The sequence below is a fragment of the Pseudomonas folii genome (assembly GCF_014357575.1).
GTDB lineage: Bacteria > Pseudomonadota > Gammaproteobacteria > Pseudomonadales > Pseudomonadaceae > Aquipseudomonas > Aquipseudomonas folii.
Map to the genome: position 1 here is coordinate 1 of NZ_JACONW010000167.1, position 11,024 is coordinate 11,024.

At 60.0% G+C, this 11,024-nt stretch carries 11 protein-coding genes and 1 riboswitch; of the genes, 10 read left to right on the forward strand and 1 reads right to left on the reverse strand.

The annotated features are described in order from the left end of the window. Positions 1-202: 202 nt before the first annotated feature. The 4 genes from hda to H8S59_RS23340 all read left to right on the forward strand — a co-directional run bounded on the left by hda (position 203) and on the right by H8S59_RS23340 (position 3,074). Positions 203-907, forward strand: a complete 705-nt coding sequence (gene hda, locus H8S59_RS23325; protein WP_027902380.1) for a DnaA regulatory inactivator Hda — start codon at positions 203-205, stop codon at positions 905-907. Next, positions 901-1,665, forward strand: coding sequence for an NAD-dependent protein deacylase (locus H8S59_RS23330; protein ID WP_187522955.1), 765 nt, complete (start codon positions 901-903; stop codon positions 1,663-1,665). The genes hda and H8S59_RS23330 overlap by 7 nt, the downstream gene beginning before the upstream one ends. A 77-nt stretch (positions 1,666-1,742) precedes the next feature. Further along, a complete protein-coding gene (locus tag H8S59_RS23335) occupies positions 1,743-2,444 on the forward strand; it encodes a C40 family peptidase (protein WP_095094936.1) in 702 nt (233 codons plus the stop codon). Between the two features lie 93 nt (positions 2,445-2,537). Then, a complete protein-coding gene (locus H8S59_RS23340) occupies positions 2,538-3,074 on the forward strand; it encodes a C40 family peptidase (protein WP_095094933.1) in 537 nt (178 codons plus the stop codon). A gap of 199 nt (positions 3,075-3,273) precedes the next feature. Here H8S59_RS23340 and H8S59_RS23345 read toward each other — a convergent pair whose 3' ends face one another. Further along, entirely contained in the window at positions 3,274-4,617 is a 1,344-nt protein-coding gene (locus H8S59_RS23345; protein WP_187522956.1) for a PQQ-dependent sugar dehydrogenase, read from the reverse strand. Between the two features lie 102 nt (positions 4,618-4,719). Beyond that, a riboswitch (cobalamin riboswitch) is annotated at positions 4,720-4,937 on the forward strand. Between the two features lie 98 nt (positions 4,938-5,035). Here H8S59_RS23345 and cobO point away from each other — a divergent pair. The 6 genes from cobO to H8S59_RS23375 are packed head-to-tail and all read left to right on the forward strand — an operon-like array spanning position 5,036 to position 10,980. Then, on the forward strand, positions 5,036-5,647 hold the full coding sequence (gene cobO / locus H8S59_RS23350) for a cob(I)yrinic acid a,c-diamide adenosyltransferase (RefSeq protein WP_187522957.1): 612 nt from the start codon (positions 5,036-5,038) through the stop codon (positions 5,645-5,647). Positions 5,648-5,657: 10 nt separating this feature from the next. Then, entirely contained in the window at positions 5,658-6,953 is a 1,296-nt protein-coding gene (locus H8S59_RS23355) for a cobyrinic acid a,c-diamide synthase CobB (RefSeq protein ID WP_187522958.1), read from the forward strand. Continuing rightward, positions 6,950-7,600, forward strand: coding sequence for a 5,6-dimethylbenzimidazole synthase (bluB, locus tag H8S59_RS23360; RefSeq protein ID WP_095094917.1), 651 nt, complete (start codon positions 6,950-6,952; stop codon positions 7,598-7,600). The genes H8S59_RS23355 and bluB overlap by 4 nt, the downstream gene beginning before the upstream one ends. After that, a complete protein-coding gene (gene cbiB / locus H8S59_RS23365) occupies positions 7,597-8,505 on the forward strand; it encodes an adenosylcobinamide-phosphate synthase CbiB (protein ID WP_187522959.1) in 909 nt (302 codons plus the stop codon). Before bluB ends, cbiB begins: the two co-directional genes overlap by 4 nt. Then, on the forward strand, positions 8,498-9,517 hold the full coding sequence (gene cobD / locus H8S59_RS23370; RefSeq protein ID WP_187522960.1) for a threonine-phosphate decarboxylase CobD: 1,020 nt from the start codon (positions 8,498-8,500) through the stop codon (positions 9,515-9,517). Before cbiB ends, cobD begins: the two co-directional genes overlap by 8 nt. Next, positions 9,514-10,980, forward strand: coding sequence for a cobyric acid synthase (locus H8S59_RS23375; protein WP_187522961.1), 1,467 nt, complete (start codon positions 9,514-9,516; stop codon positions 10,978-10,980). Before cobD ends, H8S59_RS23375 begins: the two co-directional genes overlap by 4 nt. Positions 10,981-11,024 lie beyond the last annotated feature (44 nt).

Here is an 11,024-nt window from a genome sequence, read left to right on the forward strand (position 1 = left end):
TCCCACAATGAGATTGCAACCTCATGTGAGACGAGTGCCAGCCCTCAATCATCTCTGAGCATTTACCCGAAAATGCCCGCAGCTCACGCAAACCTTTGATTTTGCTTATGGTCTGGCGCATTGTGCCCCCAGCGTCACGGGTATAAACTTTGCGCACTTTACACAGAGGCCCCTAGCGGTTCACTTGAACCGTTCAGCCAGCATGAAACCTATTCAGCTGCCCCTGGGTGTGCGTCTGCGTGATGACGCCACCTTCATCAATTACTATCCCGGCGCCAATGCTGCGGCACTCGGCTACGTCGAGCGGCTGTGCGAAGCCGAGGCGGGCTGGACCGAAAGCCTTATTTATCTGTGGGGCAAGGACGGCGTGGGGCGTACCCATCTGTTGCAGGCCGCGTGCCTGCGTTTCGAGCAGATGGGCGAGCCGGCGGTTTACCTGCCACTGGCTGAAGTGATCGATGAAGGCGTCGAGCTGTTCGACAACCTGGAGCAGTACGAGCTGGTCTGCCTCGACGACCTGCAAGCCATCGTCGGCAAGCCTGAATGGGAAGAAGCACTCTTTCACCTGTTCAATCGATTGCGCGACAGCGGTCGGCGTCTGCTGATTGCCGCGTCGCAGTCTCCCCGCGAATTGCCGGTCAAACTTCCCGACCTCAAATCACGCCTGACCATGGCGCTGGTGTTCCAGATGCGTGGTTTGTCTGATGAGGACAAACTGCGTGCGCTGCAACTGCGCGCATCGCGACGGGGTTTGCACCTGACCGACGAGGTTGGGCATTTCATCCTGACCCGCGGTACGCGCAGCATGAGCGCGCTGTTCGATCTGCTGGAAACCCTGGATCAGGCCTCGTTGCAGGCCCAGCGCAAGCTGACCATTCCCTTCCTTAAAGAGACGCTTGGGTGGTAGACCGCGCGTTGCTGCTACAAACCGCCTCGGCGTTGCGTCATGCCCGGCGAATTCTGGTTATTACCGGTGCAGGTTTGTCTGCGGATTCGGGGTTACCGACCTATCGTGGTGTCGGTGGCTTGTATAACGGCGAAACCGACGACGGTATTCCTATCGAAATGGCTTTATCCGGCCCCATGCTGCGCCGCGATCCTGCGCTGTGCTGGAAGTACATCGCGCAACTGGGAAGGGCGTGCCTGGGCGGCCAGCCCAATAGTGCGCATTACGCCATTGCCGAGCTGCAACGCAAAAAGCCGGAATGCTGGGTGCTGACGCAAAATGTCGATGGCTATCATCTGGCGGCGGGTAGTCCGCCTGAACGACTGATTGAAATCCATGGGCAGATGGCACCGCTTTTTTGCCAGTCATGCGGTTCAAAAGATCCTGAGCTGAGTAAGCATCTGGAGCGACCTCTTCCACCACTTTGCTCGTTTTGTGGTGGCGTAATGCGACCATCCGTCGTTTTGTTTCAAGAGATGTTGCCCGAGCAAGCGATGCAAACGCTCTATGATGAGATGGCTAAAGGCTTCGATGCAGTGTTGAGTATCGGGACCACCGCAAGCTTCCCCTACATCCACGAACCCGTAGTAAGAACAAGGGTTTGCGGCGGTTTTACGGCGCTAGTAAATTTGACGCCTACCGATCATAGCGCCCAAATGGACGTGTTTTTTGCCTGCCGAGCGGTACATGTCATGGACGATCTGGTAAGTCACATTTAGTTCGATTGAATTTGCAAATCAGTTTGAGAGTGGGCATAGTCGCGGCTTCTTAATCTTTAACAGCCACGGTCGTGCCCATGCTAGCTCGCTTCGCACCCCTCGTGCCTCTCGCACTTGTCACCCTGCTCATAGGTTGCGCCGCCAATTCACCGGTCTCGCAACAACAGCAAGTACAGCAGCAAACCGCCAGATCGGTCAGCGCTCCCAATGCAAACGTGCGTTCAGATCGCTCGGTTTTGCAGGAAGAACTGGCGACAGAAGCTGAACTGGCGCGTTTCTCCGACAACAAGCCTTATCAGTTGCCGGTACTGGCTGACAGCATTCTTGAACGTGGCAAATCCCTGATCGGTACCCGCTACCGTTTCGGCGGTACGTCCACCAAGTCCGGTTTTGATTGCAGCGGCTTCATTGGTTATCTGTTCCGTGAAGAGGCGGGCATGAGCCTGCCGCGTTCTTCCCGTGAAATGATCAACATCGATGCTCCGCTGGTTAAGCGCAATGACCTCGAACCAGGCGATCTGCTGTTCTTCAGCACTGCTGGTCGCGGTCGCGTCAGCCACGCCGCTATCTACCTGGGCGACAATCAGTTCATCCACTCCAGCAGTCGTCGCAGTGGCGGTGTCCGTGTAGACAGCCTGGACGATGTGTACTGGAGCAAGACCTTCATCGAAGCCAAGCGTGCCCTGGCGATGGAGTCGCCAACCGCGCCAGCTCAGACCACCGCGATGACGGCGACGACGCTCAAGACGCCTGCGGTCAAAAAGCGTAGTCACAAATAATTAGCGTCCCGTACAAAGACAGGCTATAAGCCTGTCTTGTGCTTTTCGGGCTCCCGGCAAAGTAAGCCGCATCCACCTCGGGTTGTTGTGTTTATGTCGATTACGCTACGTATTGTGGTCATTTCTCTTGCAGCGTTACTGGGTGCTTGCGCCAGTGCGCCGCCGCCTCAGCCACGGGTCGTTCAACGCCCGGTAATCGTTGCTCCCGCCGAGAACACCAATCCTGCTGCCGAAGATGTGCTGTTCCGTGCGCTTGGGCTCGTGGGCACGCCCTATCGCTGGGGCGGCAACACCCCTGATTCGGGTTTTGACTGCAGTGGTTTGATAGGTTTTGTTTATCGTGATGCGGCGGGTATCGCCTTGCCACGGTCGACCCGCGACATGATTGTGATGCGTGCGCCAAGTGTGGGCCGCCAGCAGTTACAGTCTGGCGATCTGGTGTTCTTTGCCACGGGCGGTGGTTCGCAAGTCAGTCATGCTGGTATTTACGTGGGCGAAGGCCGCTTCGTGCATGCACCTGCTACCGGCGGCACCGTGAAACTCGATAGCCTGGACAAGCCTTATTGGCAGAAGGCTTATCTGGACGCCAAGCGAGTGATTCAGCCTTCGAATCTGGCACGCAATCAGTAGCTTCATTAGTCAACGAACGTTGGCGCATCAGTTGGCTCTTTGACGATCGTTACATTGTCATCGCGGGCAAGCGCGCTCCTACAGTTAGATTGCGATCATATGTAGGAGCGCGCTTGCCCGCGATGGCGTAGGTGCGATAACAGCAGGAATTTCAGGTATACGCGGTGCTGCTTCATGAATGTCCAGGCAGTGACTAAAGCTAAGGCTTCACCCCAGCCTGTTGTGCCTTCGCTCCCGTCACCCGCCAGATTTTGTTGCCCACGTCATCGGCCACCAACAACCCACCCTGATGGTCATTCACCACGCCAACCGGGCGGCCTTGCGCTTTTTCGTCGGCGTTGAGGAAACCGCTCAGCAGGTCGATTGGCGTACCGGCCGGTTTGCCGTCTTTGAACGGCACGAACAGCACCTTGTAGCCGCTGTGTGGCTTGCGGTTCCACGAGCCGTGCTGGCCGATGAACATCCCTTCGTTAAACGGTGCAGGTAAGGTTTTGCCGTCGGCGAAGACCAGGCCTAGCGAGGCTGTGTGCGGGCCCACGGCAAAGTCAGGCGCAATGGCCTTGGCAACCAGCTCCGGGTTTTGCGGTTTGACCCGCTCATCCACATGCTGCCCGTAATAACTGTACGGCCAGCCATAAAAGGCTCCGTCCTGAACCGAGGTCACGTAATCAGGCACCAGGTCGCTGCCGATTTCGTCGCGCTCGTTGACCGCGGTCCACAGCTTACCGGTGGTTGGTTCCCAGTCCATGCCGTTCGGGTTGCGCAGGCCCGAAGCGAAGATGCGATGGGTTTTGCTCGCCGGGTCTACTTCCCAGATCGCCGCTCGACCTTCTTCGGCGGCCATGCCGTTTTCCGCCACGTTGCTGTTCGAGCCAACCGTCACGTAGAGCTTGCTGCCGTCTTTGCTGGCGATGACGTTTTTGGTCCAGTGGTGATTCAGCGTGCCGCCCGGCAAGTCGACGATCTTGGTCGGTTGCGCGGTGATCGCCGTCTGGCCGTCTTTATAGGGGAAGCTGATCAGGCGGTCGGTGTCGGCGACGTATAGCGTGTTGCCGACCATCGTCATACCAAACGGTGAGTTGAGGTTCTCCAGAAACACGGTACGGGTTTCTGCGACGCCGTCGTGATCCTTGTCGCGTAGCAGGGTGATTCGATTAGCGCTGGGCACGCCGGCTCCGGCGCGGCCCATGACTTTTTTCATGACCCAGCCACGAACGCCTTGATCGTCATCGGGCTTGGGCGGCGAATTGGTTTCGGCGACCAATACATCGCCGTTGGGCAGCACGTACAACCAGCGCGGGTGATCGAGGTTTTCAGCGAAGGCGGCGACCTGGGTGCCCGGTGCCGCGACAGGCTTGCCACCCTGCGGCCAACCGACGGCCGGTGCAATGTTGACGGTCGGGATCAGGGTCTTGTTGGGCTCCGGTAGCTTCGGAGACGGGCCTGTGCCGTCGGTGACTTGCAAGGTCGAGGACTCGCCACAGCCCGCGAGGCCAGCGGCAAGCACGAGCAAGACGGCGTAGTGCGGTTTGAGCGTGAACATGGTGGATCTCCGTTACGGGCAGTGGTGCATTAAGGGGTAGAGGGCCTCACTCTGTTGAGGTTCAACCCCTGTGTTGATTGACGCTCCCGGGTCAACGCTCTAACCTGCGCGCTTGTTTCAGGTGCTCAACGTCTGCGGACTGATTGAGTGAAACAGGGAAGCCGGTGCGTTCGCTTTTTTTCGAGCCATTCCGGCGCTGCCCCCGCAACGGTAAATGAGTGAAAACTGCGCAATCTGCCACTGTGCTCAGGCATGGGAAGGCGCGCAGCCGGGTTCGCCCGCTCATGAGCCCGGAGACCGGCCTGATCCATTCAACAGCATCACGGCGGGCGATGCTCTGCGCATGACCTGTGGTCGTGCTGTCAGTCTTTGTTGCGCCCTCCGTCTGCTTTCGCGTGCCCTCAAGCGGAGAGCTGAGATGAACGAATCCCCTGAACGTGACGAACGCCATCTGGCGCGCATGCTGCGCAAGAAAGCCGTCATGGACGAGCGCATTGCCAGCGCCCCTAACGAATGCGGTTTGCTGCTGGTCTTGACCGGCAATGGCAAAGGCAAAAGCAGCTCCGCGTTCGGCATGCTCGCCCGGGCCATGGGCCACGACATCCAGTGCGGCGTTGTGCAGTTCATCAAAGGCAGTCACAGCACCGGTGAAGAGTTCTTCTTTCGGCGTTTCCCGGAACAGGTTCGTTACTACGTGATGGGCGAGGGCTACACCTGGGAAACCCAGGACCGCCAGCGCGATATCGCTGCAGCCGAAGCCGCCTGGGAAGTGTCTCTGGAAATGCTCCGCGATCCGTCCATTGGCCTGGTGGTGCTGGACGAACTGAACATCGCCCTCAAGCACGGTTATCTGGATCTCGAGCGAGTCCTCAGCGACTTGCAGGCGCGTCCGCCGATGCAGCACGTGATCGTCACCGGTCGCGGTGCCAAGCCGGAAATGATCGACATGGCTGACACGGTTTCCGAGATCACCGTGGTCAAGCACGCCTTCCAGGCAGGTATTCGTGCCCAGAAAGGCATTGAGCTGTGAGCGCACTGTCATGAGCGAGCCGCGTCACTGTCCGGCGGTATTGATCGCCGCGCCTGCTTCGGGTCAGGGCAAAACCACTGTCACCGCCGCATTGGCTCGCCTGCATCGCAATCAGGGCCGCAAGGTTCGCGTGTTCAAGTGTGGGCCGGACTTTCTCGACCCCATGATTCTTGAGCGGGCAAGCGGTGCGCCGGTCTATCAGCTCGACCTGTGGATGGTGGGCGCTGATGAAAGCCGTCGCATGTTGTGGCAGGCCGCGGGCGAGGCTGATCTGATTCTGATTGAAGGCGTGATGGGCCTGTTTGACGGTACGCCGTCCAGTGCTGACCTGGCCCGTCATTTTGGTGTCCCTGTATTGGGTGTGATCGACGGTACGGCCATGGCCCAGACTTTTGGCGCGTTGGCCTTGGGGCTGGCGCGTTATCAGCCGGACCTGCCGTTCGCCGGTGTACTGGCCAACCGCGTCGGCACCGTGCGGCACGCGCAGTTACTTGAAGGCAGCCTTACCGAAGGTCTGCGCTGGTACGGCGCATTGTCCCGGGAAACCGGAATCGAACTGCCAAGCCGTCATCTCGGATTGGTACAGGCCAGCGAACTGAATGACCTGGACCTGCGTCTCGACTCAGCGGCTGATGCCCTGGCCAGCACCTGCGAAGTGGCTTTGCCGCCCGCCGTGACCTTCGCTGCTCCGGAAATTATTCCAGCCGAGCCGCTGCTTGAAGGTGTGCGCATCGCCATCGCACACGATGAAGCGTTCGCCTTCACCTATGGTGCGAGCCTGGATTTGCTGCGGGCAATGGGCGCAGAACTGGTGTTCTTCTCGCCGATCCGCGACAGCGTTTTGCCCGAGGCGGACAGCCTGTATCTGCCCGGTGGTTACCCCGAACTGCATCACGTCGCCTTGAGCCAGAACACGCCCATGCTGACCGCGATCCGCGAACACCACCAGGCTGGCAAACCGTTGCTGGCGGAATGCGGCGGCATGTTGTATCTGCTTGATGCCTTAACCGATGTCGACGGGCTGCGGGTTGAGCTGGTTGGCTTGCTGAAGGGCGAGGCCGTGATGCAGAAACGTCTGGCAGCCCTGGCGCTACAAAACGTCGCATTGCCCGAAGGCGAGCTGCGCGGCCACACTTATCACCATTCATTGACCAGCACCGAGTTGCAGCCAATCGCCCGGGGCTTGAGCCCTAACGGTGGGCGCGGCGCGGAGGCGGTCTATCGCGACGGGCGCATGACGGCGTCCTATGTGCATTTCTATTTCCCTTCCAATCCCCAGGCGATTGCGGCGCTTTTCAAACCATGAGTGATCACGCGTACAGCGCCGAAGAACGTGCTGCGGTCTATCGCGCCATTGCCGAGCGACGGGACATGCGGCATTTCAGCGGTGGCAGCGTAGCGCCCGAGTTGCTGACGCGTCTGCTCGAAGCAGCGCATCAGGCACCCAGCGTGGGCTTGATGCAGCCATGGCGGTTTATCCGCATCACCGACCGCACGTTGCGCACGCGTATTCAGGCGCAGGTCGAAGCCGAGCGGATTCGGACTGCCGAAGCGCTGGGCGAGCGCGCCGATGACTTCATGAAACTTAAAGTCGAAGGCATCAGCGATTGCGCGGAAGTGCTGGTTGCCGCGCTGATGGATGATCGCGAAAAACACATTTTCGGCCGTCGCACGTTGCCGGAGATGGATTTGGCGTCGTTGTCCTGTGCGATCCAGAACATGTGGCTGGCAGCGCGTGCCGAAGGTTTGGGTATGGGCTGGGTTTCTCTGTTTGAACCACAGGCTCTGGCTGACTTGCTGGGCATGCCCGAGGGCGCAAAACCCTTGGCGATTCTGTGCCTGGGGCCGGTGACCGAGTTCTATCCGGTGCCGATGCTGGTCATGGAAGGCTGGGGTAAAGAGCGCCCGTTGAACGAAATGCTGTTTGAAAACCAATGGGGAGTCGGTCAATGAGTGTGGCGCTGTTAAGTGTTGCCGGGGTGGCGCTGGATGCGTTGCTGGGCGAGCCGAAGCGCGCTCATCCATTGGTGGCTTTCGGTCGTTACGCTGACCGTATCGAGCGGCGTTTCAATTCGGCCGGTCGCGGCTGGCGCAGTCATGGCGTTACGGCCTGGTTCATTGCGGTCATCCCGTTGACACTGCTGGCCACGGCGTTGAGCTGGCTGCCTTACATTGGCTGGCTGGTGGAAATCCTCGCGCTGTATTGCGCGCTGGGTTTACGCAGTCTGGGCGAGCACGTCGAGCCGGTGGCACAGGCGCTGCGCTCAGATGACATTGAGGAGGCGCGGCGTCGCGTCGGCTATCTGGTCAGTCGCCAGACCTCGGAACTGGACGCCACCGAAGTCGCCCGTGCCGCCACTGAATCAGTGCTGGAGAACGGCAGCGATGCGGTGTTTGCTACGCTGTTCTGGTTTGCCGTTGCCGGTGCGCCGGGCGTGGTGTTGTACCGGTTGAGCAACACGCTGGACGCCATGTGGGGTTATCGCACCGAGCGTTTCGAGCGTTTTGGCTGGGCGGCGGCAAGGATTGACGACGTGCTCAACTACATTCCTGCAAGGCTGGTGGCGCTGACGTACGCGTTGCTGGGCAAAACCCGTCTGGCCCTGCGCTGCTGGCGCACTCAAGGCCCTACTTGGGACAGCCCAAATGCCGGCCCGGTGATGGCCGCTGGCGCGGGTGCGCTGGGTGTCGAACTGGGCGGTGCCGCGATTTATCACGGCGAACTGCATCAGCGTCCGCAGTTGGGTGAAGGTGTGCCCGCTGACGCTAATTCCATTGATCGCGGCTGGCAGTTGGTGCAGCGCGGTGTGTGGTTATGGTTGTTGGTGTTGTGCATTGGAGCCGAATTTTATGCTTGAACATGGCGGTCGCCTGCGCAGGGCAGCCAGGCAATACGGCATTGCTGAAGCTGACTGGCTGGATCTGTCCACGGGCATCGCACCCTGGGCGTTCCCGATTCCGGCGATCCCGGCAGCCGCCTGGCATCGCCTGCCCGAAGCCGATGACGGACTGGAGCAAGCCGCCTGTGCTTATTACGGCGCAGCGCGCGCCTTACCGGTCGCCGGATCCCAGGCAGCGATTCAGGCCCTGCCGCGTTTACGCTCTGCCGGTAAGGTCGGCGTGTTATCGCCTTGTTATGCCGAGCACGCTCACGCCTGGCGCAGCGCGGGCTTTCTGGTGCGCGAAATGCTTGAGCATGAAGTGGATTACTTCCTCGACAGCCTCGACGTGCTGGTAGTGGTTAACCCTAACAATCCAACCGGCTTGATGCTCCCTCCGGAACGCTTGTTGAAGTGGCATGCGCGACTGGCGGAGCGGGGCGGCTGGCTGGTGGTCGATGAAGCCTTCATGGACAACACGCCGGACTTGAGCCTTGCAGCCCACACCGGCCTCGCCGGTCTGATCGTGCTGCGCTCGTTTGGCAAATTCTTCGGGCTTGCCGGTGTGCGGTTGGGGTTCGTCCTGGCTGAGCCGGGTTTGCTCAAATCACTGGCTCAGGAAATCGGTCCCTGGACCGTCAGCGGTCCCACGCGAATCATCGGCGAAGCGTGTCTGAAAGATGTCCATGGGCACCTCGCGCAACGTGCCCGCACCGATCAGGCCAGCGACCGTCTTGTGCAGGTACTGACTCGCCACGGGCTAAAGCCGGACGGCGGCTGCACGCTGTTTCAACGGGTGATCACCCCGCTCGCGGAGTCGCTGCACGAATTCTGCGCCCGACGCGGCATTCTGTTGCGTTTGTTCGTCAGCGATAATCCGCTGGAAGGCAGTCTGCGTTTCGGCCTGCCGGACACTGAAGCCCACTGGCAGCGTCTGGAAAAGGCGCTGGTCGAGTTCAATCAAAGCCTGCCAGGCCAGGAGCAGCCATGAGCACGTTGATGGTGCAGGGCACCACGTCCGATGCAGGCAAAAGTACGCTGGTAACGGCGCTGTGCCGCTGGCTGACGCGCCAGGGTGTGGCCGTCGTGCCGTTCAAGCCGCAGAACATGGCGCTCAATAGCGCGGTGACGGCGGACGGCGGTGAAATCGGTCGCGCCCAGGCGGTTCAGGCCCAGGCCTGCGGGTTGCAGCCGCATACCGACATGAATCCGGTATTGCTCAAGCCCAACAGCGACACCGGCGCGCAGGTGATTATTCATGGTCGTGCGGTTACCACCATGAACGCGGTGGCGTATCACGGCTATAAAGAGATCGCTATGAAGGCGGTGCTTGAATCACACGAGCGGCTGGGCCAGACCTATCCGGTGATCATGGTTGAAGGTGCCGGTTCGCCTGCCGAAATCAATCTGCGCGCCAACGACATCGCCAACATGGGCTTCGCCGAAGCGGTGGATTGCCCGGTGCTGCTGATTGCCGATATCAACCGTGGCGGGGTGTTCGCTCATCTGGTTGGTACGCTGGAATTGCTTTCGCCCAGCGAGCAGGCGCGGGTCAAGGGCTTCATCATCAACCGTTTTCGTGGCGACATTGCCCTGCTGCAACCGGGTCTGGACTGGCTGGAAGCGCGGACCGGCAAACCGGTAGTCGGTGTGCTGCCGTACGTGATGGACCTGCATCTTGAGGCCGAAGACGGTCTCGATCAGCGCCAGACCGACAAGGTCGAGCAAGTGCTCAACGTGGTGGTGCCGATTCTGCCGCGCATCAGTAACCACACCGATTTTGATCCGCTGCGCCTGCATCCGCAGGTCAATCTGCAATTCATCGGGCCGGGTCAGGCCATTCCTTCGGCTGACCTGATCATCCTGCCCGGCTCGAAGAGCGTGCGCAGCGACATGGCTTATCTGCGCGCCAATGGCTGGGACAGTGCCATCGCCCGGCATCTGCGCTATGGCGGCAAGGTACTGGGGATTTGCGGCGGTTTGCAGATGCTTGGTGAGCAGTTGCATGATCCTTTGGGCCTGGAAGGCGCGCCGGGTTCCAGCGCCGGTCTTGGTTTGCTGGCGATGAGCACGGTGCTCGAAGAAGAGAAGCAATTGCGCAATGTGAAAGGGCGTCTGTTGCTGGAAGGCGTGCAGGTCAGCGGCTATGAAATCCATGCCGGCGTGACCACCGGCGCAGCCCTGGAAAACCCGGCCGTGCTATTGGACGACGACCGCTGCGACGGAGCGCAAAGCGCCGACGGGCAGATATTCGGCACCTACCTGCACGGGCTGTTCGAAACCCCGGCGGCCTGCAGTGCCTTACTGCGCTGGGCCGGTTTGCAGGACGTGCAGCAAGTGGATTACCACGCGCTGCGCGAACGTGACATCGAGCGGCTGGCGGATCTGGTGGAGAACCATCTGGATGGCACGTTGCTGCGTGAGTTGTGTGGATTGGATGCTGTAGTGGGTTGAATGTGGTTTTTATCAAACACGATATAAATCACTGAATGGATGCG

Bases quoted from the DNA above. Each gene is read 5' to 3' on its own strand.
- H8S59_RS23335 (WP_095094936.1), top strand. From the start codon at position 1,743: ATGCTAGCTCGCTTCGCACCCCTCGTGCCTCTCGCACTTGTCACCCTG.
- hda (WP_027902380.1), top strand. From the start codon at position 203: ATGAAACCTATTCAGCTGCCCCTGGGTGTGCGTCTGCGTGATGACGCC.
- cobO (WP_187522957.1), top strand. From the start codon at position 5,036: ATGAACGAATCCCCTGAACGTGACGAACGCCATCTGGCGCGCATGCTG.
- H8S59_RS23375 (WP_187522961.1), top strand. From the start codon at position 9,514: ATGAGCACGTTGATGGTGCAGGGCACCACGTCCGATGCAGGCAAAAGT.
- H8S59_RS23345 (WP_187522956.1), bottom strand. From the start codon at position 4,617: ATGTTCACGCTCAAACCGCACTACGCCGTCTTGCTCGTGCTTGCCGCT.
- cbiB (WP_187522959.1), top strand. From the start codon at position 7,597: ATGAGTGTGGCGCTGTTAAGTGTTGCCGGGGTGGCGCTGGATGCGTTG.
- H8S59_RS23355 (WP_187522958.1), top strand. From the start codon at position 5,658: ATGAGCGAGCCGCGTCACTGTCCGGCGGTATTGATCGCCGCGCCTGCT.
- cobD (WP_187522960.1), top strand. From the start codon at position 8,498: ATGCTTGAACATGGCGGTCGCCTGCGCAGGGCAGCCAGGCAATACGGC.
- bluB (WP_095094917.1), top strand. From the start codon at position 6,950: ATGAGTGATCACGCGTACAGCGCCGAAGAACGTGCTGCGGTCTATCGC.
- H8S59_RS23340 (WP_095094933.1), top strand. From the start codon at position 2,538: ATGTCGATTACGCTACGTATTGTGGTCATTTCTCTTGCAGCGTTACTG.